This is a genomic window from Aequorivita sp. IT1183 (assembly GCF_058068265.1).
Map to the genome: position 1 here is coordinate 22,106 of NZ_JBYRHS010000001.1, position 25,837 is coordinate 47,942.

Below are 25,837 nucleotides of genomic sequence, written 5' to 3' on the forward strand. Positions count from 1 at the left end.
TCTTAAAAATCGTAATACCAGTTAAATAAATCTGTTCGCACACCAAAATTCACCCACGTGGTTTGGTTTTCAAAGACCGTTTTAGTGTCAACTTGTGGATTGAAATCCCTAAATATAAAACTGCCATAAATTTTTAAATTTGTGGCAGGGTTTATTATATATCCCGTCTGTAATTCAGCATGGAAAAAATTTGTTGTATTTCCTTGAGCCAATTCATTGCCGTTATCTGAAATACGGTCATCTTCCGTTCCATAAATATCTCCTCCATAGAAGAAAGAATCTTCATCAGTATTAAATTCAAAGCCTCGTTTTGCAACAATAAATTTGGCATCGCCATAAATTCTTCCTCTTTGGTAGCGTGCTATTGCAATAAATTCTGAAAAATTGGCGCCAAGCGTATGGGCTAAAGATTGATTGTTGTGACCATAATTTAGCACCACGGTGTTGTGCGAGTAAGTGTATGGACGCACACGATTATATTCGGCTTGCAGATATAAATTTTTAATTTTGAAGGCATCGTAATATTTAACTCCAAGTTGAAATCCAGTCTTGTTTTTATAGCTTCCTTCCCCTCCAACAACGTCGCTGGCTGAAAATTCATCAATTATAAGTTGCCCATAAAGGTTAACTTTATCATTCACCTTGTATTTTGAGGTGAGCCCGATTAGCGCATTTCCACCACGAGACCCAGTTGAAAATTGAATAGCCTGATAGAAAATAATCGGGTTTAGGTAATTCATATCAAAACCTCGATTATTATCATTCTCCCAAACTACAGATTCAAATAAGCCAATATTCAATCTTTTTGTAATATTATAACTCAGATAATGATTTGCCACAAATTTGGTGCGAAAGGAGCCATCTGCAGTAACTTCCGGGCGTACATCACGAAGGGACATCCAAGTGTTGGTATATTTAAGCTTCCAAAATGTGGTGTTTAATTTAAAAAATGGATACGAGCTCGCATTGTCGCTCATTAATAATGAACGATACCCGTCTCCTAAAAAGGTATTACCATGCCCTAATTGAATATTGAAATATTTTGAAGGTGTATACGAAATATGCCCAGTAGTAATTGGGTAATCGTAAGAGTTCGTTCTATATTCCTTTGCAATACCACGACCAGGAATAATTGCTGGATTACCACCATCGGGACGAATAGACTCTGCATAGCGATTAAAATAATCTGCAAAACGACCTTGGCTTTCATAAATAACCCCGAAGAAGCCAATTTTATCTCCAATACCACCTTGTGCATAAACCAGCCTCGTATTGTTATAGGTATTTAAATCTGCATCAATATCTCTTCCTAATTGTAAATCAACTCCTGGATCTAAGGTTATCCAATAATCTTTTCCTTTTATAGTAACAAAATGTTCATCCCATAATTTGCGGCTAAACCACGAAGTGCCACTTTTGGAAATTTCTTTATTTGCGGCCTCAAAATCATAGTATTTATTTACATCTGAATAGACGTATGGTTTCTGTGCAGTGTGATTGTTTAAACCTACACGATTCAGCGCAGGATCGAACAAACTATAATTATGGTGCGACAATGGAATATTGATATTACTACCGTACTCTTCATTGCTATAAGGCAGGTTCACCATTTCGTCGTACTCTTCGGTTAAGCCTGCCCTTTCGTTATTTACGGTTATTGGCGTGGTCTGAATAATACTTTCGCCCGGAGCCACTAAAGGGATAGCAATGGGAAGCGTAAATTGAACATAGGCCGGACTGCCATTATAAGTTGCGGGAGATACTTCTGGGAGCGATTCAAAAACACGGACTGCCTCTATTTTTAGTTCATCATAAATGGCATCTGTATAAAGCACTTTGAATTTTCCTTCCTTAGTAACTTCAAAAAGCACATTTACATTCCCTTTATAATTTTGCGCAAACACCTTCTCGGGAACTTGAAAATTTTCAAAAATGAATTGTTGCAAGGTAGTTGTGAAACAATTTTCCAAAGCAGCAACTTCGGCCGTTTCACATTCCTCAAAAACAGGATATTTCTCGTACTGCGCAGATGGAATTTGTGCGAAAGAAACTATTGAAAAACAAAGTATAAAAAGAAAGAAAAGCTGTTTCATTGGGTAATGCTCGTTTAAAGTCGAAAGATACAGTTTTTTTATAATGAGCAGATTCAAAAAAAGCTCCCATTTTCTGTGGGAGCTTTTAATATATATATAAAAAATCTTAATGAATTTGAAAAGCAATAGGTACGGTATACATTACATCTACATTTTTATCGCCCTGTTTTCCGGGTTTCATTTTTGGAAGATTATTTACAACACGCTGTGCTTCCTTCTTTAAATTAGCGTTATGTGAATTGGCAACTACGTCTGTAATAAATCCATTGGAATCAATTTTGAAATTCACATAAATTCTGTGGGTTTCATTAGGACTTAAACTCTCTAAATACTCTTTTCTGAAATTTTTATTTATAAAAGAATTAATTTTTGAAGACATACACTCAATCTTCTCGTTGTTTGTCGCTAAACTTTCACAACCAGGAAACACAGGCACAAATTCAACATTTAATACAGATCTAGTAATATTTGAGGCGGGTTCTTCCACGGTTTGTTTAGGCCCCGCTGGCACTTCAACTAAAGGAGCATCGGTTGCGGCTATTGGAGTTTCAATAACTTTAGCACTATCTGGCGCTACAATAAAAACTGAGCTTTTAACTACTTTTTGAATCGGAACTTGCTTCTGTATCACCTTCTTTGCTGGCTCAATAATTTTGGGTTTTTCAATATCCAAAACATAATTAATCATAGCTGGCTCTTCCACGGTTGTTGGAATATAACGTTCTGCCGTTTTTTTATTTATTTCGAAATCAGTTTGCAGTACAAAAAAGACAAGTAGCATACTGGCAATAACCCCAATTTGAAAAAACAAACGTGAGTTCCATTTTATGTTAGTCTGCTTTTTTTCTACTCTTTTGTTTCTGGTACTCTCTACAGTTGTTTTCATAATTAGGTGTTTTAAAGGGTTACACTTATATAAATATCAACTGTTGTGCCAAAATGCAAAAAGCCCTGTCTTTACTAGTAAAGACAGGGCTTTTAAAATTTAAATATTTTATTTACTGAATATCGAAAATTATAGGAAGTGAATAAAGAACCCCAACTGGTTTTCCTCTTTGCTTTCCAGGCGTCATATTAGGAAGTGAATTTACCACGTCCATTGCTTCTTTTTCAAGTCTTGGGTGTGGTGCACGAGCACGTACATCTACAACTTTTCCGTTTCTATCAATTTTGAATTGAACTGCAATACGCTGTCTTCCTTCCAAACCTAGATCTGATGCAAGGTTAGAGTTAAATTTCTTATTAATGAATTCACTAATCTTAGAAGACATACATTTCTTCTTAGCATCGTTAGATTTTTCTCCTTCACAACCAGGATATACAGGAACATTTTCAATTACTGCAAAAGGTACATCAGCAATTTCTTCCTCTACTACCTCTTCTTTAATCTCTTTTACCTCTACAATTTTTTCATCTTGTTTCGCTTCCGTAGATTCTATGATAGTTTCTTCCTCCTCAGCTTCGTCTTCAATAACGTCAATAATTTCTGGCGCTGGCGGTGGTGGTGGTGGTGGTGGTGGTGGTGTTAATTGTTGTGTTACTGGAATTTCTTCTTCAAGTTCGTCACCTACGTCAAGTTTTCCGTAGTCGTTATCAGACTTGTCATAAGATTTCCATTCAATTGCTTGCCATGCAAGAAAAAGCATTACGACCATACCAAGCTGAAAAAACATCATGCTTCTACGGCCTACGTCTGATTTTGGATTTTTTTTGGGTTCCATAATAGTGGGTTTAACTAGTTGCTAAAATATAGAAATTATCGTTCAATATAAAACTTAATTAAAATTTTAAAAATTTAATTTTTGTTTTATGCTTTTGAAAAAAAAGATACCGAGTGTTGCGCCTAATAAATTTGCTGCAACATCTAAAATATCTGCACTGCGTGAATTTGTGAACAGCTCTTGAGATATCTCAATTATTATGCCATATAGCAATACCGAAAGCAGTAGTATTAAAATCCATCTATTTTCGAACCGAAAGCTATTCTTAACATAAAAATAGAGCAACCAAAGGTTAACAAGAATAAAATAAATGAGCAGATGTATTAATTTATCTGCTTCATAAATTTGGGTTTTAGGCAAATCTTGACCCGAAACAAAAAATAGACCGGTAATTGTTATAGTATAAAATAGTGCTATTAACAGTAACGGTTTATCCGCCAATAAGCGTTTTATAAGCGGCATCATCAAGTAATTCTGCTATTTCATCTGGGTTTGAAATCTTCATTTTAATCATCCAACCTTCTCCGTAAGCGTCAGAATTCACCTTTTCGGGCTCAGACTCTAGGTTTTCATTGAATTCAATTATTTCACCTGTAAGCGGCAAAAACAAGTCGGAAACTGTTTTTACAGCTTCTACTGTTCCAAACACTTCGTCTTTATCCATAGTGTCTCCTACGGTTTCTACTTCCACATAAACTATATCGCCTAGCTCGCTTTGAGCAAAATCGGTGATACCGATAGTTGCGACATCGCCTTCAACTTTAATCCATTCGTGGTCTTTAGTGTATTTTAAATTTGTTGGTACGTTCATAACAATTATTATATATGCGATTATTTTTTAATTTCCAAAATTATACCTCAATGTAAACCCACTTCTAATAGTAGTTTGTGGGAAAGCCGTAGAAATGGCATATTCAGAGAAGGTATGGTCGTAATAGAATAGTGCGGTTAGATTTTTGCTCAGTGCATAATCTATAGAAAGCTGTGCTCCATAAATGGTTTGGCCAGCAGTGGTTTGGTTATTTAGAATATCTAAATACCTAACAATTGTAATATTATCTCTTCGGGAAAGATCTATTTTAAAGTTTAAATCGCTTACTATAACAGATTTTTTACCTCCAAAATTAGTCGCAACTCGTAGATCCTTTATTCGGTATCCAAACCCAACAATATACTCGTTTCCTTTTATTTCAGTAAGCAGGTTGTTTGCAAAACTTAAGGATAAAGCTCGATCTTTCCGCATTTCAGCAAGTATTTTGACTGAATTTTTCATTTCAAAATCCACTCGTAATAATGGCGAAAATTGTTCGGTTAAATTCACATTGGTCAATAATGTTTTCACCTTAAAGTTACCAGCCTGATCTACATCTTCCGGTGCATTAGCATCGTAATCTAAATTAGACTGAAATTGGTTTACAGTATAACCTGCGCGATATCCATGTGTAAGTGAAAAACGTTTGAAATTTTTCTTAAACCAAGCAATATTCATTAAACCAGTATATTTAATATCCCAGTTTGGAAGTGGTATATCTCTAAAAATTCCGGTTTTTTCTTTTGAAGCATCGCTGCCTTTATATGCCGCAAGAAATGATGGTAATAAAACGTCTTGACTGTTTCTTCCAAATCCTACAGGATACCCCAAGGAATCGCGTGGAATTGCTGCACCTTGATAATGATCTTCGGCAAGCCTATTTGCCACTGTCAATCTATTTGATCTGAAATCGTCAAAAGCAGCCGAAGTGATTTCATCACTAGTACCAAAAGCAGTTTTGATTAATAAGGTTGAAATAGTAAAGTTACCAAAGGTGTTTGGCGTCAATGATTGGTATAAATCGTCTTGAACTATAAAATTTTCTGAATAGTTTTCTGAATAAATTCGGCTTCCATTCACATCAACAGTTAAATCATTAATTGGTTGCAAATTGGCCTGAATATCCATTTGGCGACTTTCAACTTCAGTGTACTGTTCGTTAAATTCTGGATATAATGTTAACCAACCTTTACGCGCCGCTAACTCTCTTACTTCAGCCTGACTTCCTAAAACAAAACCTGTTGTTGGTTTTAATGTTCCAATAAACCCTATTGAAGGTAGATAACCCGGTAAGAAAATACCATTGTTTTCCTGATAGTTAAACTGTACTTTCCTAAGCATAGTTGCTAAACCTATAAATGTATTAATGGCTTTATCACCAGCATTAAGCCCGCCGCTGGAGTTTGCACCACCATTAAGAACACTCGGAGTATTATTTTTCCCGCCTGATAATGAATTATTTTTCTCTGCCTCTAGCTTACCTTCTCGCTCGTTTTTGCCTTCGTTTCCAGATTTTGAATTCGCCGCTCCACCGCGTTCATCGCCCGCAGATTTTGAGGTTTTACTTTTTCTAATTTTAGTTAGTCCCACATAACGGTAAAAACCATTCATGTCTAAACTAGAATTAATTTGATGTGTACTTGCGTTCTGAATTGAGTTTCCTAGATTATAAACATTTCTGCTTCCGTCACTAAGCTCAATTTCAATCTCGTTAAATTGATTACTGCCGCGCTCCCATTGATAGTCACCTGTATATGAATAGGTAGTTCTTAAGAATTTTAGAAACGGAAACTTGCTGAAAGGCAAATCGTAATTTAGTTGCAACGACTGAAAATGTTGGTTTGGATTACCCACATCGAAGAAACCATCCCAAACACCAATTTGATCATCAACAAGACCATTTTCGTCTAAATAATTATTTACAACCATATTGTTGGAAGACGTAAAATTGAATCGCAACGATTTGGTTAAATTATGGTTGACGGTGTATTGCCAGTCAAAAAGATAATTACGTTGATATAAAATTGGTAATCCCTGATTGCCCGCAAGCAAATCGAGTTCTCTAAACTTCTGCTCGTTGTATTGACGCGTAATATTGGAACTAATCGATATATTGGTAGGCAAATAATTAAAGTTGAAATCTTTTAAAAACTGCCAATATTTACCTGTAAATAGCGAGTCAATCTTTTTGAAAGGCTCCACCGGCTTTGCCGTAAAGTTATAGTTGTAAGTAGCTCCGGCTCGAACGTTTTGTTCCAGTGCATCTTCTACTTCAAAATCGTGATGATCTGTTTGATTATATGAAAAAGAACCCGTTAAATTTTCTACATCGTACACTTTGGGTTTACCCTCACCGCTTCTTTCTTTTCGAACACCAATAAAGTTTATACTTTGACGCTTCGTATAATCTACTGCTTGTTCCTTTATTCGATCCTTGTCTTCTTGGCTCTCCGTGTTATCAAGACGTGCATCTAATTCAATATCTTGAAATTCGGGATCGTATTGCGGTGTAATAAGTTCTTCGGAACGACCATAATTGAATGGCAACTGAATACCCCATTTTTTCGGAAGCAGTTGACCAAGATTTACATTTGTAACTACATCATATTGCTGAAAGTCTTCACGACTACGTTGATTTGGCCCTTGTTCAATAGATCCAAAACCAATGGTGCTTTTCTTACCTGTTGCACTTATAGTTGCAAAGTCGGCTATGTTAGCATCCATGCTTACTACCGCAGCCCAACCGCCTTCATTTTTAAGTTCAGACATTCTTAGTTCATTGAACCAAACTTCTCCACATAAATCGTTATTGGTACTGTTTCTTACCCCAATCATAATTGTCCGAACGTTTCCGAAACTTGGGTTACCTTTTATACCTATTGTAAGTTCATTCTCTCCGCCCGAAATACTTCCTTCAAGTTCCGATTGTGTGTAGAAAACTACATCGGTTGAATTTAAAGGCGTACGTGTTTTTACTTCCTGCAATAATTCTAAAGGCAGGTTTAATCTGTTTGCAACAGGCCAAATGTCTTCAGCAGATGTTGCTCCAAAATTAGTTGGGTTTAATGGAATTCGAACTTCGTAATAGTTATTTGTAAGGTCGTTACCCAAACGCATAAATGCTACTAATTGACCATTACCCAGCGCCGTTTCATTCTGCAACGATTCTGCGTGAATAAACATTTCCAGATTTTTATACTGGCGCATGTCGACATTAAAATTTTTATAAACAGAACGTCCATCGTTTGGCTCTAAACCACATACGCGCATAGCAAGAGATTGCTCGTTTTCACGTATAATATTATTGTTGTTGTTTAACTCTTCACGTTCCAATCCTGGAGGAAGTCTGTAAGGAATTGGCTCACGATTTTCGTTTTCTTCAATACTTACGGCTTCTACTTCAAATAAAGTATCGTCGTTTGAAGGATCTTCGAAAGTTACTTCGTCTAAAGTTTTTTGATATTTTCTGTAATCGCCACGCACTAATTCCATGGTACCAAAACGCAGTATCGTATTTTGTGAGAATTGAGAAAGGAACATTCGCATAAAACGAATAGATCTGTAATCTGAAATACCCCCTTTTGCTTGGTCTGGTTTATTAATTGGAACTTTAAACTGAACCCAACGCACCGGAAGTACATTATTATCTTGTGTCGTGATTTCCAACTCTTTTACATCGGAAATATAAGAGTTGTTTTGTCTGTTCATTCCAGGATAAACAGGCACATTGTATTCAAAATAACTGTTAATCGTATTCATAGTATTATCACGATTAATATCTTCTACATCGGGCTGGGCTGTGCTTCCACGGTTTGTATTTGTAACTTCTACAGGCGAATTTCCTTCGGTTCCATTATATTTTAAATAGCGATCCAAAAGACTTCCTTCTGCTTGTAAAAAGTATTGGTAATCATCGTTTGAAGGATCATTGCCAAATTCTGCTCCAAATTTTGCGATTTCTTGAGCATTGCTTAAACCATCGAACCCCACATCTTGATTGGCGCGTTCATCTCCTTGGGTGTCAAAAGTATAAACAAGAGATTGGTTTAAAGGCACTTTACCCCAAGCGGTTGAAGTAGTATTACCCGTCTCTCCATCTGCTGGCAGACCGTTTTCATATTGTTTTCTTCCATCTTTAAGAAGATCTTCAGAAACGCTTCCTAAGTTGAAATTTATATTTCCTCCTTGGTTGCCGCTGGTTTCATCGTAAATAAAAGGGTCCATTACCCAAAACTGAATATACTCAACGTTAGACTGTTCAAAATCTGTAGTTGTAAGCGGTCTCATTATTCCACCAAAATTGTCTGCTGGACTCGGAAGCGGCTCACCGTTAGCGGCTGCGGGATTATAATTGTATTCCCCACGTTGGGTTGGGTAATATGCCAAATCTAAAGTAAATAATGCCTGTGTTTGACCTTGAATAATATCTTGGTTCGGGAAAATTTCATCTCTAAAAACACGACGGGTAAATGGTGAAGATAGCTCTTCATCATTAATTCCTTCGGGGCGTTGGCTACTGTAAAATATAGGATCAATAGTATACCAAGCTAATTTAGCACGTTTATAATTATAGCGAAGATTATCATTCTCCAATTCCCCTCCATAATCTAGCGGTGTACTCGCCAAAAACCAACTTGAAGGCGAGCTAATGTCGTTTCCAGTTTGCGAAGCTTCAAAATCATCTACATAAACCGTGGTTTTTCCATCAAAATCTGCAACTTTTGGAGCTCCCGGTTTTAGATATGCAAATTCCCCACGCAAAGAAAGATTAGATTCTACATCTGTATCTATGTTTGGAAGTTTATTCACCAATCGGGTAAGAAACGGAACCTCGGTCGAATAATTTAGGTTCATACCATAAATGGTATTGTTTATAGGCTCAACACCGTAAGAGGATTTTTGAGTTAAAGGACGTTCGTTAAGATTTAAATAAGTGGCGCCCATTAAAAACTTATCGCTGAATTTATGCTCCACATTCAAACCTGTAAAGCGTTTGCTCTGTTGCCCGAATAGTGAATTATTTTCAGTACTTACTGAAATTGGAATATTACTATTTAATAAAGATGGATCCAAAATTTGAACGCGTCCCAATTGATAGTTTACGGTATAATCAACTCCTTCAACCAATGTTCTTCCACCAGCAGTAACAGTAACCGAACCCTGTGGAATATTGAAAGCTCCAATAGGAATTCCGTCTGCCCCTGTAGATTTGTATGAACCTTTTAATTGAAATTTATTTTTTTCACTTTCCTCTTGTTCAGCTTGTGTTTTTGTTCCGGTATAAAGTGTTCTAAAAACATACTTTGCCTGATTAGGGTTGTAAGTTTCTGGCATAGAATAATTAGCCGGCGCGGTGGCCAAACTCAACTTTTCAAACAAATGCTCACCAAAAGGCTCGACTGATGTAAAAATAATTCGCCCGTTTTGTGCATCTACCGTAATTCCTGGTAAGAAATCAAAGAATCCATCGCCACCTTGTTGCGGGTCGTTATTAAAGTTCAATCTATCGAGATTGAAGACTTTTAATAGAATTTGGTCTTTAACATCTTCCGGTAGTTCCGCTCCAGCCGCCGTTAAATAGTTTAACGGTGAAGGGTCAGTATAAAGAATATTAAGTTTGAAATCTTCCTTTTCTAGTTGGTATGCTCCAATTGGATAGATGTTTTTCATCATCAAATCCCAAATTGGTTCATTCACATTTGTAATGCTACTTTTCAAAAGTTTAACCACAAGATTTTGAGCAAGCCCAGTTTCTTGTTCAGGTGGAATTCCTGTTCCACCGCCTTCTTCTGGTAGCGTACCTCCGTTTGCTTCAACACCATCGCTAGAAAATTCACCAACTTGATAAACTTTTCCGTTTACGGTATATTGAAATGAAACCGCTAATACTTCATCATTGGTTAAACGTTGATTTAACGAGATATAACCCAATTGCGAGTTTAAGGAATATTCTCCCCCATCTAATCTTCGGGCACTTTCTAAGGTTACATAATCTATTCCTTCACTTACATTAACACCAGTAAAACCTTGTCTTACCGTGGCAACATCACGAATTAATGGGTTTAACAACGTTTGCGCTCCGCCATTTATTCCGAAAGGGTTAAAATCGTTATTTCCGTTGTCAGGATATGCATTTCGAGAAGCGTTTATAAAACCTCCTGGAGGCATATTTAAACCAACATTTAGTGGATTAGACTCACCAATATCCTGCAATGCTACAATGTTCCGAACATTTTCGGTACGGCTGGTACGGTTGGTAATCCAAACTTCCATTCTAGTAATTTGAACGTTACTATTTATGAATGGATATTGCCCCAAGGCACGGTTATAATTATCTCTAAAGTAATGTGATAAAAAGAAGTGACGATTTTCGTCATAATCTAAAGCGAAAAGCTCAAAGTCTGTAATTGTTGCACCACCCTCCGCAGCTACTGTACGGGTCTCAGATTTTTGTTCAGAGAAAACTCCCGTAATAGTGGTTTTACCAAATTGAAGCTGTGTTTTTACTCCAAAAAGACTTTGCGCCCCTTGAATTAAAGAACTGTTAAGTGGCATACTTACGTTACCTACTTCAATTTTTTGAATAATATCGTCTTCCGTTGGAGTGTACTCCAACTTAATTTGGTTTTGAAAATCGAAAGTGCTTTCGGTGTCGTAGTTTGCGTTAACCTGAAGTCTGGTTCCAACTTTTGCCAAAAGGCTTAAACTAATCCGTTGGTCAAAATCAAAAGAAAAATTACTTCGATTTCTTGGAGAAAATGATGGGTTATCCTGTTTTGTATAAAGAAGTCCAAGATCCATTTCTACAGAACCTTGTGGAATTACCTCGATAGAATTTCCGCCGAAAATAGATTCGAAGAAATTTGAATTCACATAAAAAGTAGGTAGTAAGTTTTTTTGTTGTTCTTCCGAACCTTCTTTTCTACCGTCCGCTGCATCAATCTTTTCTTTGAAATATGCCTTCATCTGCTCCTCTTGAATAAGGCGCTGATATTCCTCTGGCGTAAGAATTATGGGGTAGGTAATTTTAAAACTACCCAAATTTTGGGTATAAATGTATCTGTCTGTAATCGGGTCGTAAGTATAGAGGTTTTGAATGCTTGTTGGATTTGGGAGATCCATGCGCCCCATCTCACTACCAACAGCAGTGGAGTCCTGCGCCAATGAAGCATTGCCGACCAATATGAAACTTACAATTGCTAACAGCTTAAAAAAGCCACCCTTGTGAACGTAATTTTTTGCCTTCAAATTTTACAAATTTTTTAAAGCTTGTTTAATGATCATTTCTACCGAAGCATCTGGATTCTCCTTTACAATAGCATCCACTATTTTATCGGACTGTTTACGAACAAAACCTAGCGTCTCCAAAGCAGATAACGCTTCATTTTTGTTAGTATTGCTTGTTCCCGCAGAAATAGATGACAAACCGTATACTTTTAAAATCTTATCTTTTAAGTCCAAAACCACACGTTGTGCTGTCTTGGCTCCTATTCCTTTTACAGATTGAATCGTTGGTAAATCGTTCTGCGCAATGGCATCAAGCACTTGTTCTGGTGCTAAAGAAGACAACATCGTTCTTGCAATACTAGCCCCAACCCCCGAAACACTAATTAACAATTTAAATATTTCTCGTTCCGCAACACTCGAAAATCCGTAAAGCGTATGAGCATCTTCCCGCACTAGTAAGTGGGTAAATAACTTCACATTTTCACTTGAAGGAAGTTCAGAATATGTGTGCAATGAAATATTAATAAAGTATCCCACTCCATTGCAATCTATCACTACATCAGTTGGATTTTTTTCAACCAGTCTGCCCTGTATATGGGTTATCATATGTTAACGAAAACTTAAAGGTTCAAATATAGTATAATTATTTGCAACTGCCATTGGGGTTTTTGCGAAAATATTGAGGGGAAAGCTATGTATTTACTTGCTTCCTTGCTCCCGCACAGCTTTCTCTTTCTGTTGTGCATCTACAACAGCCACGGCACTCATATTTACAATTTCTTCAACACTAGCACCCAACTGCAGAATGTGAACAGGCTTGCGCATTCCCAACATAATTGGGCCAATGGATTCTACACCGTTTAACTCTTTCAGTAATTTGTAATTACTGTTTGCCGAATCTAGATTTGGAAAAATAAGTGCGTTTACTTTTTTACCAGCCAATTTTGAAAACGGAAATTTCTTTTTGAGCATTTCAGGGTTTAGCGCAAAATCAGTTTGTAACTCGCCATCAACAATCATATCTGGATTACTTTTATGAAGCAGGTCTACCGCCTCCCGTACCTTGGTAGCATGCGGATCTTTTGAAGAGCCGAAGTTGGCGTATGAAATCATTGCAATTACGGGTTGCAAACCAAACATTTTCATCGTGTAATTGGTCATTTGTGCAATCTTTGCAAGCTCTTTTGCCGTTGGATCTATATTTATAGATGTATCAGAAATAAACAACGGGCCGCGTTTAGTAAGCATCACGTTTGTGGTTGCTACTTTAGTAACACCTTCAAATCTTCCTACGGTTTCAAAAACTGGCACTACCACAGCTGGGTAGGAACGTGCGTAACCAGAGATCATACAATCTACATCGCCTTCACTCAGCATCATTCCAGCGAAATAATTTCGCTCACGAATAAGCTTTTCGGCAGTGTAAAGTGAAATTCCGCTTCTTCTACGTTTTCCCCACAGTTTTTGAGCGTAATACTGAAGCTTATCAGCATTCTCATCATTTTTTGGATCGATTATTTCAATGTCGGCATCAAAATCTATCTGTTCCATCAACTCGACGATAATTTCTTTTCTTCCCAATAAAACAGGGATGCCAATACCCTCTTCGAAAACAATTTGTGCGGCTTTTAGCACATCTAAATGATCGGCTTCCGCAAAAACAATTCTCTTTGGAGCCAGTTTTGCTCGGTTTACTAATAATCTAATCATTTTATTGTCGCTACCCATGCGCTCATAAAGCTCCTCTTGGTATTCTTCCCAATCGGTAATATTTGTAGTAGCAACACCACTTTCCATTGCAGCCTTCGCTACAGCGGGAGGGACTGCGGTTATAAGGCGTGGATCAAAAGGTTTAGGAATTATATATTCTTTCCCAAATGTTAGTCTGGTTTCGCCATAAGCAATATTTACTTGTTCTGGAACGGGTTCTTTGGCAAGGTCGGCCAATGCTTTTACAGCAGCCATTTTCATCGCTTCGTTTATTTTTGTAGCGCGAACATCTAATGCTCCACGAAAAATAAACGGAAATCCAAGTACATTGTTTACTTGATTAGGATGATCGCTACGGCCTGTTGCCATAATAATATCTTTTCGCGTTTTTACAGCTAGATCGTATTCAATTTCCGGATCGGGATTTGCCATTGCGAAAACAATGGGGTTTAGAGCCATGCTTAGAAGCATTGAAGGCGTTACAATATCTTTAACCGAAAGGCCAACAAAAACATCGGCATCTACCATGGCTTCGTCCAGCGTGTCAATTTTTCTATGTGTGGCAAATTCTGCTTTTTCATCGGTAAGGCTGTCGCGGTCATTACGAATAACACCTTTACTATCCAGCATTACAATGTTTTCATTCTTCGCGCCAAAAGCTTTGTAAAGACGGGTACACGAAACTGCAGCAGCACCAGCCCCACTAATTACAATTCTAGCGTTCTCAATTTTTTTCTCAGATATTTCTAATGCGTTTAATAATGCCGCAGCAGAGATGATTGCCGTACCGTGCTGATCGTCGTGCATTACAGGAATATTCAATTCTTCCTTTAACCTTCTTTCAATTTCGAATGCTTCGGGAGCTTTAATGTCTTCAAGGTTTATGCCCCCAAAAGTTGGTGCAATGTTTTTAACTGTAGCAACAAATTCATCTATATCTTCGGTTCCTATTTCAATATCAAAAACATCTATATCTGCAAAAATTTTAAAAAGCAACCCTTTGCCTTCCATCACGGGTTTTGAAGCTTCGGGACCAATATTCCCCAAGCCTAAAACGGCGGTTCCGTTGGTAATTACTGCAACGAGGTTTCCTTTGTTTGTGTATTTATATGCGTTTTCAACATTTTTCTCTATTTCTAAACAAGGTTCCGCAACACCCGGCGAATACGCTAAAGATAAATCTCGTTGTGTAGAATAACTTTTTGTAGGAATAACCTCAATTTTCCCAGGTCTTGGTTTTGCGTGATATAAAAGGGCTTCTCTACGTTTGCTTTGTTTGCTCATATGTCTATACTATTAATCCGGTGTAACCTTTTTGATACTTGTTATTTCACAATTACCCAAAAGACCTACAAAGTTAGAATGTTAGTTGTAATGACGAAAATTTGAAAGTTAATCTTTCAAGAAGTTTATATTTCGTTTTAAGCCCGAAAATTTAGTCCGTTTTACCGCACTATTCTTGAATATTTTCTGAAAAACATCTTCGGTGATTTCTTCCCAGTCTTTTTTAGACATAGAAAGCATTTCGAGATTTGGGTTGAAAAGTGACTCGTTGTGTGGTTTGCTGAAACGGTTCCACGGACACACATCCTGGCATATATCGCAACCAAACATCCAATCTTCAAAATTTCCTTTTTGTGAAGTTGGGATTTCATTTTTCAATTCAATAGTGTAATACGAGATGCATTTACTGCCATCCACAATTCTATCGCCCACAATCGCGTTTGTGGGGCACGCATCTATGCAAGCGGTGCAACTGCCGCAGTGATCGGTTACGGGAGTGTCATATTCCAACTTTATATCGACTATTAATTCGGCAATAAAGTAAAAAGAGCCCAGCTGTTTTGTAAGCAAATTGCTGTGTTTGCCAATCCATCCCAAACCGCTTTTTGCCGCCCAAGCTTTGTCTAAAACCGGTGCAGAATCTACAAATGCACGACCCTGTACATCGCCTATTTCTTCGGAAATAAAATGCAGCAATTGTTTCAACTTGTCTTTTACTACAAAATGATAATCGGTGCCGTATGCGTATTTTGAAATTTTATAGGTTTCTGAAGTTTGTGCTTCAGAAGGGAAATAATTCAGCAATAAAGAAATAACACTTTTGGAGCCGGGAACCAAAATTGTTGGGTCCAGCCTTTTGTCGAAATGGTTTTCCATATACCCCATTTCGCCATTCATGTTTTTATTAAGCCAGCTTTCCAAACGTGGCGCCTCCTCCTCTAAAAATTCTGCTTTGCTAATTCCACAGGATAAAAAACCGAGACGCTTGGCTTCGGTTTTTATTAACTGCGTATATTTTGAAGTATTCTCTATCAAGTTTTATCTGTAATTAAATTCCAAAATAGCATTTTTTGGCTTAAGCGTTATGAGCGGTTTTATTTCAATTGGCGTGTTTTTTTCAGAAATCTTGTACGTTTTCACTATTTCGGCAATTGCCTGAATCATTTCGTACATCGCAAAATTATTGCCAATACACATCCGTGGACCGGCACCAAAAGGAAAATACTGACCCGAAAAGTGATTGGGATTTACATCTGAAAATCGCTCGGGTTTAAATTTTTGTGGCTCGTCCCAATTTTCAGGATTGGTATGAATTTCTAATATTGAAAATAACAAACTAGAATTTTTAGGGATAAACATATCTCCAAATTCATCGTCCTCAATATTTACACGGTCAATAAAATAAGCCGGCGGATAAAGACGCAACGATTCTTCAATTACATTTTTGGTAAATGGGCAATGCTTTATAAAATCTATTAAGGTTTCTGTTTTTTCTTCCGCCTCGGTAATTTCAGCAAAAAGTTTTTCCTGAATTTCAGGGTTGCGAGCTAACAATTCGCAAGTAAATGTTAGCGCATTCGATGTTGTTTCGTGACCCGCCGTAAAGAGAATTAGTATTTCGTCAATCAGTTGCTCATCTGCCATTGCGCTGCCGTCTTCGTATCTAGCATCCAAAAGCATATCGAGCAAATCGTCTTCCCGCTTTGCCGATTGGCGTCTTTCGTTAACTAGTTTTTTAAGAATATTGCGGGCGTCATTAGTTTCAGAAATATGTTTTGCGATTTTTCCGCTCAGTTTAAACCACCAACCAAGATACGGTTGTCGTAATTCCTTCACCAGCATTTGCTGGGCAGATTCAGTAATGTGCTGAAGTCTGTTAATTTCCTTTTGATCAACGGCGCTACTGAAAAGTGACTTTACAACAGTTTGAAATGCGAGGTCGTTAAAGACAGGAAAAATATCATTGGCGCCAGCTGTTTCAATTTTTATCAGTTCCGCTTTTATGGCACCGTGAATGGTATCCAACAAATTAACCAATTGCTTTTTATGAAAAGCGGGTTGAATAAGTTTTCGCTGTTTTTGCCATAATTCTCCTTCGGAAGTTAAAAGTCCGCGACCTACATATTTAACGAGATCGCGTGTTTGGATGGGCGATTTTGTAAAGTTTTTGTGGTTTTTCTGAAGTGCATATTGCGCAAAACCAGCATCGCGAGAAAAAATAACCGATTTGCCAAAACCAAGTTTCAATCGAAAAGTATCCCCTTTCGTTTCAAAATTTTTATGGTGAAATGGCAATGGGTTTTTGAGTATCTGAGTAGAATGAATCAAAAAACGGAAGGCAGAAACCGACGGAATTTTCTTTGCTTCCATAATAAGTTTTTAAAATAATCCGCCTTGCGATGGGCTTTTCACCTTTCCAAGGTGTTTATATGCGGCATCAGTAACTTCTCTTCCGCGAGGGGTTCGCATGATGAAACCTTGTTGTATTAAAAATGGCTCGTACACTTCTTCAATAGTTTCAGGGCTTTCGGAAACTGCCGTGGCAATTGTTGTTATACCAACGGGGCCTCCTTTAAATTTTTCGATGATGGTAGATAAAATTTTATTGTCCATTTCATCTAAACCATGAGCATCAACGTGCAATGCATCTAACCCAAATCTTGCGATTTTAATGTCAATTTTTCCATTACCTTTTATCTGTGCAAAATCACGGATTCTTCGCAAAAGTGCATTTGCAATTCTAGGTGTTCCACGACTTCGGCCAGCGATTTCCACAGCGGCTTCCATAGTAATAGGAACGTGCAAAATTCCGGCGCTTCGCTCTAATATGGTGGTAAGTAGTTCTGTAGTATAATATTGTAATCTAGAAGAGATGCCAAAACGAGCGCGCATTGGGGCTGTTAACAATCCTGAACGGGTAGTCGCACCAATAAGCGTAAAAGGGTTCAGATTTATTTGAACTGAACGCGCATTCGGTCCAGATTCAATCATAATATCTATTTTGTAGTCTTCCATTGCAGAGTAAAGATATTCTTCCACAATGGGGCTTAATCTGTGTATTTCATCAATAAAGAGCACATCGCGCTCGTCGAGATTGGTGAGTAATCCTGCAAGATCGCCAGGTTTGTCTAATACTGGACCAGAAGTAACACGAATGTTTACACCAAGTTCGTTGGCAAGAATATAAGCAAGGGTGGTTTTTCCCAATCCTGGAGGTCCGTGAAACAGAGTGTGATCCAATGCTTCACTCCGCAAGTTTGCCGCTTGAACAAATATTTGAAGGTTTTCCAATGCCTGATCCTGCCCAGTAAAATCGTCGAAGCTAAGGGGGCGCAGTTTCTTTTCAATATCCAGTTCCTGAGATGAGAGATTTTCTCCAGTAGGATCGAGGTTTTCGTTCATAACACAAATATAGCAATCCTTTGGATGCCCTATAAAAAAATAGAGCCATACTTTTCAGCATGGCTCTTGAAATAAATAGTAGATTCCTCACTTCCTACATATTATTAACTCAATAGTGTAAAGATAAGACAAAACATTTAAAGTTATACTACGTAGTAGTACGCAATTTTTACGTACAAAAAAGCCCTATCAATATTGAAAGGGCTCTTTTGTAAGGAAGTATGTAGGATTATTTAATGATCCATCTCGTCTTCGTTATCTTGAAGTGGGACGTTTTGCGGTATAAAATCCTGTCCAGGAATTACATAATCCGTTTCGTCTTTATTCAGTTTACTGTAGTCGTAAGACCAACGATATACGTGTGGAATTGGACCATCCCAGTTTCCGTGTATGTGTTTTATTTCTGTTGTCCACTCTAGTGTTGTAGCTCTCCAAGGATTCTTCGGGCCAATTTTTCCGAAGAAAATTGAATGGAAGAAGTTGTATAAAAAGACAACCTGAACAGAAATAGTAATGATTGCGAAAATAGTCATCACTACGTTAATGTCTGCCAAATCATCAAAATATGGAAATGCTGTATTACTATAATATCTTCGTGGTAAACCTGCCATCCCCACAAAATGCATAGGGAAGAAAATACCATAAGCACCAATTGAGGTTACCCAAAAGTGAATATAGCCAAGTTTCTTATTCATCATTTTACCTTCAAACATTTTTGGGAACCAGTGATAAACTCCCGCAAGTAGGCCATAAAGTGCAGATATACCCATTACCAAGTGGAAGTGAGCAACTACAAAATACGTATCGTGAACGTTAATATCTAAAGCACTATCACCAAGAATAATACCTGTTAATCCACCAGTAATAAATGTTGAAACGAAAGCTATAGAGAACAACATTGCCGTGTTCATCTGTAAGTTTCCCTTCCAGAGTGTGGTTATCCAGTTAAAAGCTTTTACTGCTGAAGGAATTGCAATCAGAAGGGTTGTAAATGTAAATACAGACCCAAGGAAAGGATTCATCCCAGAAATAAACATATGGTGTCCCCAAACAATAGTTGAAAGGAACGCAATTGCGAGAATGGATGCAACCATGGCGCGATAACCGAAAATTGGTTTTCGAGAGTTTGTTGCCATTACTTCGGAAACAATACCCATCGCTGGTAGAATTACAATATATACTTCAGGGTGCCCAAGGAACCAAAATAGGTGCTCGAACAATACCGGTGAACCACCCTGATGGTGTAATACTTCACCTGCAATATAAATATCTGAAAGGAAGAAAGAAGTACCAAAACTTCTATCCATAATTAACATTAGCGCTGCAGAAAATAAAACTGGGAAAGATACTACCCCAATAATTGCAGTTACAAAAAACGCCCAAATTGTTAACGGAAGGCGCGTCATAGACATACCTTTTGTACGTAAATTAATTACGGTAACAATATAGTTTAGCGACCCCAATAAAGACGATGCAATGAAAATAGCTATTGAAATTAACCAAAGCGACATTCCTGCTCCAGAACCTGGAATTGCCTGAGGCAACGCACTTAAGGGAGGATAAATTGTCCATCCTGCAGAAGCGGGTCCCGCTTCAACAAACAATGAACAAAGCATTACAAAACTTGATAAGAAGAATAGCCAATAGGAAATCATATTCAAGAATCCAGAGGCCATATCTCTTGCACCAATTTGCAAGGGAATTAATAGGTTACTAAAAGTTCCACTTAATCCTGCAGTTAATACAAAGAAAACCATGATGGTTCCGTGAATGGTAACTAACGCAAGGTAAACACTTGGATCCATTACGCCATCGGTTCCCCATTTTCCTAAGAAAATTTCGAAAATGGTGAATTTATGGTCTGGCCAAGCCAATTGTAATCTAAACAATAAAGACATTAATATACCAATAACTCCCATAAACAAACCTGTAATAAGGTATTGTTTAGAAATCATTTTATGATCTTGGCTAAAGATATATTTAGTTACAAATGTTTCTTTATGATGATGCCCGTGATCGTCATGGTGATCTTCTACTGCGTGGACCTGTTCGTGTGCTGACATATCTATTTAAGCTAATATTATTTAGTTTCTTTACTAAGCTGATCTCCTAAGGTAGGCTGTTCTGCCAACCATGCTTTATAGTCTTCTTCAGATTCAACTATAATTTTCATTTGCATGTTGTAGTGACTTATTCCGCAAATCTTGTTACATAAAAGAATGTAATCAAATTCATATGAATCTAGCGCTTCTTCACCGTTGGCGATAAGTTTAACGCTATTTTCTTTTCTGATGTTATTGATTCTTGCAACCTTTTCAACAACGTACTCATCCTGTCTCATTTCTTCCGTAGTAATTGTAGGAGTGAAAGCGAATTGAGTTATCATTCCTGGAACACAGTTCATCTGAGCTCTAAAGTGAGGCATATATGCTGAGTGTAACACGTCTTGAGAACGCATTTTGAACAATACTTTTCTACCAACTGGTAAATGAAGTTCTGTTACTATTTTATCATCTTGTCCGTTCGGGTCTGCAGGATCTACACCTAATTGGTTTATTCCGGCTATCAATCGAACGTTTGCTTCTCCTAGCGTATTATCATTTCCACCGTAACGGGCTTTCCAGTTAAATTGCTGTGCATATAGCTCAACAATTAGTGGATCGTCATCTTTGTCAACATTCATAATATCGGTCCAAGTAAATAGACCGTAGATAATAAGACCGGCAAGAACGATTACAGGAATAATAGTCCAAATAAACTCTAGCTTGTCATTATCTGCGTAGAAAGTTGCTCTTTTTGTTTTGTTACCTCTGTATACAAAAGCAAACCAGTGGAGCAACCACTGTGTAAGGATTCCCACCAAAAAGATGACAACCATAGAGATCAACATTAAATTGTCAATTTCGGATCCGTGCTCAGATGCCGATTGTGGCAATAATGTATCGCCCCAAATCCAAAAGGTCAGTATGGCTAAAATATAGATGAAAGCTAAAAAGCCCATCATTAAATAACCATTCATGTTATTGTCCTTATCCGAAGCTATTTCGGAATGAATTGTTGGCTTTACTTGAGCCAATTGAAATATTCTGTTCATTTGCCAAACAGAAATTCCAAAAAGAATAATTACTAATACAACTAGAAATGCGGTCATCTTACTATATCTTCTTTAAACTAAATGATTAAAAATGGTAGTTTTCACTTTCTTTAATAAACGGATCATTCTTCGGTCTTAAGGATACTTTGCCCAATCCCGTTCCAACAACGAAAATGAAAAGTCCTGCAAAGAATAATAGCGCTGCTATTTCTGGAATTCCAAAACCCCAGTTATGGCCTACTGTTGAAGGCATCACCAATAAGAAAATATCTATATAATGACCTATCAATATGAATACAGCAGCAATAACAACAAACCAAGGCACTCTTTTATAATCGCTATTCATCAATACTAGAATAGGGAATACAAAATTAAGGATAAGCATTCCGAAAAACAACAATTTGTATTCTTGTATTCTTATAATAAAATAGGTTACTTCCTCAGGAATGTTAGCATACCAAATTAGCATAAATTGACTGAACCATAAATAAGTCCAGAAAATACTAAAGGCGAACATATATTTTGCTAAATCGTGCAAATGCTTATCACTTACAAAAGGAATCAATCCTCGACTCTTCAAATGTATTGTTACAAGAGCAAGTACAGTAATTGCCGATACAAACATACTAGCAAAAATATACCAAGGAAATAGTGTGCTATACCAGTGTGGAGTCATAGACATAAACCAATCCCACGACATTGTTGCTTCTGTTAACAAGAAGAACAAAAGGAAAAATATAGACATTTTAAAGTTCTTTCTATATGGTCCATAGTTATTAGCCTCTGCTTGTGCTAACGAATTTTTTCTAGAAAAATGACGATATAGGTTCCATCCTAAAAGGTAAATTACGGCACGAATTAAAAAGAAAGGCAAGTTAAGATATCCAGCTTTACCCTGTAGAATTTTGTCTTCCGCAACTAACTCTGCGTTTTGCCAAGGGAAAAAATGTGTTCCAGCAAATGCTACTATTAAAACAACAATAATAGAACCCGGAAGTAAATAAGACGTAATACCCTCCATAATTCTATAAAGAACCGGAGACCATCCTGCCTGAGATGCAAATTGAATTGCATAAAAAACTAATACTCCTAGCGCCAACATCATAAAGAAGAATGCTGCTACAAATGTTGCCGACCAAGGTCTTGTTTGCATTTGGTGCAAAACATGCTCTTCGTGTGAGCTTGCGCCATGGCCTTCTGGCTTTAAGTCAGTCGCATGCTCCATAGCTGCTTCTGAATAGCCTTCCACTCCACGGGCAGTATCTACAAAATTCGCTGTGCTTTCATCGCCATGTCCTTCGACAGCGTGACTTTCACCGTGTTGGCCTTCCTGTTCGGCCATGATTTTTTTAACATCTTCTACAGTCTTTGGGGTCGTAAGAAAACCATAGGTCATTCCTGCAAGTCCAAGGACCATTATAATGATAGAAAACAGTTTTAATTTACTAGGTAGCGTGTACATATCTTTAGCTATTCTCTTTAATTCCTTACTTTTTATCTACTTCGGATGCATTAACTGCTTCCATATTTTTTCCTGTTGATCCATTTACTGAATCTGTAGCAACACTTGCAGTTTCAAGAATTCCGGGCTCACCATTCAGCGCCGCCTTAAGATCCATAACGTGCATTGCAATTTGCCAGCGTTCCTTTTCATTTACTTGGCCAGCATAAGATCCCATTGCATTTAGACCATAAACTTGAACGTGGTTGATACCTCCAGGTACAATGTTTCGTCCTGCATCGGCATAGCTAGGAATACCTAAAAACTTTTCGCGTGTTACCAAAATTCCTTGTCCATCACCTTTGTCTCCGTGACAAACAGCACAATACACTGTGTAGAGCTGCGCACCAACGGCTATATTCTCTTCGTTAACTGGGTAAGGGCTTTGTGATTCGGCTTTTGCAAGTTCTAATCCAGCTGTACTGTTTTCGTAATCATACGCTGTATAACCACGAGGTATCGTATTAGCCGGTGGATGCATTGCCTCCTGCTGGTCTGGAAAAATTTGATATTCTCCGTATGTTTCATAGCCTACTGGCTCATACATATTAGGAAAATACTGATAATTTGGCTTTTTATCGTTAAAACAAGAAACCATGGTTGCAGAAGCAATAATGGCAATTCCTATGTTTATTAATGTTTTCATATTAATGGTCTTGCTCGTTTTCAATTAGACTAATTTCCGATGCACCAGTATCATACAAGAACTTCGTTAACTTTTCAACATCGTGATTATCGGCATCAACTTCCATTAAAAAATGGTCGTCTGTTGTACGTAAATCTGGATTTTCAGCTTTTTTAAATGGCCAAAGTTTACTTCTCATATAAAACGTTATAACCATTAAGTGAGCTGCAAAAAATACTGTAAGCTCAAACATAATAGGAATAAACGCTGGCATGTTCTGATAAAACGTGAAGCTTGGCTTGCCCCCTATATTCTGTGGCCAGTCTTGAATCATTATAAAATTCATCATAATAACAGCAACACTCAATCCAGTAATACCGTACAAAAATGAAGCTATCGCAAGACGGGTTGGTGCCAATCCTACTGCGTGGTCTAAACCGTGTACAGGGAATGGTGTAAAAACCTCAGAGATATGATAGTTTGCAGCGCGGGTCTGCTTAACGGCCTGTAATAATAGGTCGTCATCAGTGTAAATAGCGTGTATCTTTTTAGAAGCCATAATTAGTTCTTGTTTTTTAGCATTAGTGCCTGTCCAGCCCAATCATCTCTCTTGGCCCTTCCTGGGAATTCACTAATTATCTCGTCCAATAAATCGTATTCGCGGTCAGTCATTCTACTTACCTGCTCAAAGGTGAAAATTCCAAGTTGATGAAGTTTCTGTTCCATTACTGGTCCAACTCCACTTATCTTTTTAAGATCATCTTGTTTTTGAACCGATGGATCAAATGTTCCAACTGCACTCAATAAGTTATCTATTTTACCTCTATGAGCTTCAAAATCAACTTCATTGTTTTCAACATCATTCTCTGGCTCATTGAAAGCAGAATCAAAATCTTTATCTTCAATATTGGCAGATGGTCCAGCATCGGCAGGATACCCCTCTACTGATTGTACATGACTATGATCGTCACCGTGCACGGCACGCAATCTTTTAAAAGACTCTCCAGAAGATTTCAAAATTGTTTTTACCTCTGCTTGTGCAATTACTGGGAAAGTACGTGCATAGAGTAAGAAAAGCACAAAGAAGAAACCAATCGTTCCCATAAAGGTTCCGATATCAACAAACGTTGGTTGAAACATCGCCCAAGAAGAAGTTAAACGGTCTTTACTTAAATCGATAACGATAATATCAAAACGCTCAAACCACATCCCTATGTTAATAATAAGGGCAACAATAAAGGTATAAACAATATTTCTTCTTAATTTTTTCACCCATAGTGTAAGGGGCACAATAAGGTTACAGGTAATTAATGCCCAGAATGCCCACCAGTATGGTCCCGTTGCGGCACCAAAAGAAAGGTAAACGTAATTTTCATAAGGAACACCAGAATACCATCCAATGAAGTATTCAATAATATAAGCAACGGTAACGATTCCACCCGTAAGTAGAATTACCTTGTTCATATATTCAATATGTAAAACTGTGATATAAGCTTCAAGATTTGAAACTTTTCGCATAATAATCAAAAGTGTTTGCACCATTGCAAAACCTGAGAAAATTGCTCCCGCAACAAAGTATGGCGGATAAATAGTACTGTGCCATCCTGGAACTACAGACGTAGCAAAGTCAAAGGATACAATTGTGTGTACCGAAAGCACCAATGGTGTAGCCAAACCTGCCAAAACAAGCGATACTTCTTCAAAACGTTGCCAGTCTTTTACGCGACCGCTCCATCCAAAACTAAGGATGCCGTATATTTTTTTCTGAAATGGGCTATTAGTTCTGTCACGAATCATTGCAAAATCAGGAAGTAATCCTGTCCACCAGAATACAAGTGATACAGAAAGATATGTTGAAATTGCAAATACATCCCAAAGCAAAGGTGAGTTAAAGTTCACCCATAGCGATCCAAACTGGTTTGGAATAGGAAGTACCCAATAGGCCAACCAAGGACGACCCATGTGGATAATAGGGAATAATCCAGCTTGAACTACTGCGAAAATTGTCATTGCTTCCGCAGAACGGTTTACAGCCATTCTCCATTTTTGACGGAAAAGTAGCAATACCGCAGAAATAAGTGTTCCGGCGTGACCAATACCTACCCACCATACAAAGTTTGTAATATCCCAAGCCCAACCAATGGTCTTGTTTAATCCCCAAACCCCAATACCGGTTGATACGGTGTAGATAATGCATCCCAATCCCCATAAAAATGCTATAAGGGCAATGGTAAAAACAATCCACCAAGATTTATTGGCCTTTCCCAGAACGGGTGCCCCAACATCTACACTGATGTCATGATAGGACTTCTCTCCCAGAACCAACGGCTCTCTTATAGGTGCTTCGTAGTGTGACGACATATATAATT

The 25,837-nt window shown here is 37.7% G+C and carries 17 protein-coding genes; all 17 read right to left on the reverse strand.

All coding sequences use genetic code 11. The features are described 5' to 3' along the window. Positions 1-2 precede the first annotated feature (2 nt). Positions 3-2,093, reverse strand: coding sequence for a gliding motility protein RemB (locus AC3RVF_RS00120; RefSeq protein WP_489692478.1), 2,091 nt, complete (start codon positions 2,091-2,093; stop codon positions 3-5). Positions 2,094-2,199: 106 nt separating this feature from the next. Continuing rightward, positions 2,200-2,979, reverse strand: a complete 780-nt coding sequence (locus tag AC3RVF_RS00125; RefSeq protein WP_489690677.1) for an energy transducer TonB — start codon at positions 2,977-2,979, stop codon at positions 2,200-2,202. A 112-nt stretch (positions 2,980-3,091) separates the two neighbouring features. Beyond that, entirely contained in the window at positions 3,092-3,814 is a 723-nt protein-coding gene (locus AC3RVF_RS00130; RefSeq protein ID WP_489690676.1) for an energy transducer TonB, read from the reverse strand. Positions 3,815-3,880: 66 nt separating this feature from the next. Next, entirely contained in the window at positions 3,881-4,279 is a 399-nt protein-coding gene (locus AC3RVF_RS00135) for a VanZ family protein (RefSeq protein ID WP_489690675.1), read from the reverse strand. Continuing rightward, positions 4,245-4,625, reverse strand: a complete 381-nt coding sequence (gene gcvH / locus AC3RVF_RS00140) for a glycine cleavage system protein GcvH (RefSeq protein WP_489690674.1) — start codon at positions 4,623-4,625, stop codon at positions 4,245-4,247. Before gcvH ends, AC3RVF_RS00135 begins: the two co-directional genes overlap by 35 nt. 27 nt (positions 4,626-4,652) lie before the next feature. After that, positions 4,653-11,873 (reverse strand): T9SS outer membrane translocon Sov/SprA, encoded by a 7,221-nt coding sequence (sov, locus tag AC3RVF_RS00145; protein WP_489690673.1) that lies wholly within the window; start codon positions 11,871-11,873, stop codon positions 4,653-4,655. Between the two features lie 3 nt (positions 11,874-11,876). Further along, a complete protein-coding gene (gene ruvA, locus AC3RVF_RS00150) occupies positions 11,877-12,458 on the reverse strand; it encodes a Holliday junction branch migration protein RuvA (protein WP_489690672.1) in 582 nt (193 codons plus the stop codon). 93 nt (positions 12,459-12,551) lie between these two features. Further along, positions 12,552-14,846: an NADP-dependent malic enzyme gene (locus tag AC3RVF_RS00155; RefSeq protein ID WP_489692479.1), complete on the reverse strand. Its 2,295-nt coding sequence runs from the start codon at positions 14,844-14,846 to the stop codon at positions 12,552-12,554. A gap of 108 nt (positions 14,847-14,954) precedes the next feature. Then, positions 14,955-15,881 (reverse strand): tRNA epoxyqueuosine(34) reductase QueG, encoded by a 927-nt coding sequence (gene queG, locus AC3RVF_RS00160; RefSeq protein WP_489690670.1) that lies wholly within the window; start codon positions 15,879-15,881, stop codon positions 14,955-14,957. Between the two features lie 3 nt (positions 15,882-15,884). Further along, a complete protein-coding gene (locus tag AC3RVF_RS00165; RefSeq protein WP_489692480.1) occupies positions 15,885-17,216 on the reverse strand; it encodes a cytochrome P450 in 1,332 nt (443 codons plus the stop codon). 9 nt (positions 17,217-17,225) lie between these two features. Next, positions 17,226-18,248: a Holliday junction branch migration DNA helicase RuvB gene (ruvB, locus tag AC3RVF_RS00170; RefSeq protein WP_489692481.1), complete on the reverse strand. Its 1,023-nt coding sequence runs from the start codon at positions 18,246-18,248 to the stop codon at positions 17,226-17,228. A 233-nt stretch (positions 18,249-18,481) separates the two neighbouring features. After that, positions 18,482-20,311 (reverse strand): cytochrome c oxidase subunit I, encoded by a 1,830-nt coding sequence (locus AC3RVF_RS00175; protein ID WP_489690667.1) that lies wholly within the window; start codon positions 20,309-20,311, stop codon positions 18,482-18,484. Between the two features lie 17 nt (positions 20,312-20,328). Next, positions 20,329-21,399, reverse strand: coding sequence for a cytochrome c oxidase subunit II (locus AC3RVF_RS00180; RefSeq protein ID WP_489690666.1), 1,071 nt, complete (start codon positions 21,397-21,399; stop codon positions 20,329-20,331). 28 nt (positions 21,400-21,427) lie between these two features. After that, positions 21,428-22,804 carry a quinol:cytochrome C oxidoreductase gene (locus tag AC3RVF_RS00185; protein WP_489690665.1) on the reverse strand — a complete coding sequence of 459 codons (1,377 nt, stop codon included), beginning with the start codon at positions 22,802-22,804 and terminating at the stop codon, positions 21,428-21,430. Positions 22,805-22,829: 25 nt separating this feature from the next. Next, complete coding sequence (locus tag AC3RVF_RS00190; protein WP_489690664.1) at positions 22,830-23,489, reverse strand: c-type cytochrome; 660 nt, start codon at positions 23,487-23,489, stop codon at positions 22,830-22,832. Position 23,490: 1 nt separating this feature from the next. Next, the gene (locus AC3RVF_RS00195) at positions 23,491-24,027 is read right to left on the reverse strand and encodes a DUF3341 domain-containing protein (protein ID WP_489692482.1); all 537 of its coding nucleotides are present in this window, start codon (positions 24,025-24,027) and stop codon (positions 23,491-23,493) included. A gap of 2 nt (positions 24,028-24,029) precedes the next feature. After that, a complete protein-coding gene (nrfD, locus tag AC3RVF_RS00200) occupies positions 24,030-25,829 on the reverse strand; it encodes an NrfD/PsrC family molybdoenzyme membrane anchor subunit (protein WP_489690662.1) in 1,800 nt (599 codons plus the stop codon). Between the last annotated feature and the right edge of the window lie 8 nt (positions 25,830-25,837).

What these genes read in the sequence shown, in the direction of transcription:
- AC3RVF_RS00120 (WP_489692478.1), bottom strand. Translation starts at nt 2,093, where the DNA reads ATGAAACAGCTTTTCTTTCTTTTTATACTTTGTTTTTCAATAGTTTCT.
- AC3RVF_RS00125 (WP_489690677.1), bottom strand. Translation starts at nt 2,979, where the DNA reads ATGAAAACAACTGTAGAGAGTACCAGAAACAAAAGAGTAGAAAAAAAG.
- AC3RVF_RS00130 (WP_489690676.1), bottom strand. Translation starts at nt 3,814, where the DNA reads ATGGAACCCAAAAAAAATCCAAAATCAGACGTAGGCCGTAGAAGCATG.
- AC3RVF_RS00135 (WP_489690675.1), bottom strand. Translation starts at nt 4,279, where the DNA reads ATGATGCCGCTTATAAAACGCTTATTGGCGGATAAACCGTTACTGTTA.
- gcvH (WP_489690674.1), bottom strand. Translation starts at nt 4,625, where the DNA reads ATGAACGTACCAACAAATTTAAAATACACTAAAGACCACGAATGGATT.
- ruvA (WP_489690672.1), bottom strand. Translation starts at nt 12,458, where the DNA reads ATGATAACCCATATACAGGGCAGACTGGTTGAAAAAAATCCAACTGAT.
- AC3RVF_RS00155 (WP_489692479.1), bottom strand. Translation starts at nt 14,846, where the DNA reads ATGAGCAAACAAAGCAAACGTAGAGAAGCCCTTTTATATCACGCAAAA.
- AC3RVF_RS00165 (WP_489692480.1), bottom strand. Translation starts at nt 17,216, where the DNA reads ATGGAAGCAAAGAAAATTCCGTCGGTTTCTGCCTTCCGTTTTTTGATT.
- ruvB (WP_489692481.1), bottom strand. Translation starts at nt 18,248, where the DNA reads ATGAACGAAAACCTCGATCCTACTGGAGAAAATCTCTCATCTCAGGAA.
- AC3RVF_RS00175 (WP_489690667.1), bottom strand. Translation starts at nt 20,311, where the DNA reads ATGTCAGCACACGAACAGGTCCACGCAGTAGAAGATCACCATGACGAT.
- AC3RVF_RS00180 (WP_489690666.1), bottom strand. Translation starts at nt 21,399, where the DNA reads ATGACCGCATTTCTAGTTGTATTAGTAATTATTCTTTTTGGAATTTCT.
- AC3RVF_RS00185 (WP_489690665.1), bottom strand. Translation starts at nt 22,804, where the DNA reads ATGTACACGCTACCTAGTAAATTAAAACTGTTTTCTATCATTATAATG.
- AC3RVF_RS00190 (WP_489690664.1), bottom strand. Translation starts at nt 23,489, where the DNA reads ATGAAAACATTAATAAACATAGGAATTGCCATTATTGCTTCTGCAACC.
- AC3RVF_RS00195 (WP_489692482.1), bottom strand. Translation starts at nt 24,027, where the DNA reads ATGGCTTCTAAAAAGATACACGCTATTTACACTGATGACGACCTATTA.
- nrfD (WP_489690662.1), bottom strand. Translation starts at nt 25,829, where the DNA reads ATGTCGTCACACTACGAAGCACCTATAAGAGAGCCGTTGGTTCTGGGA.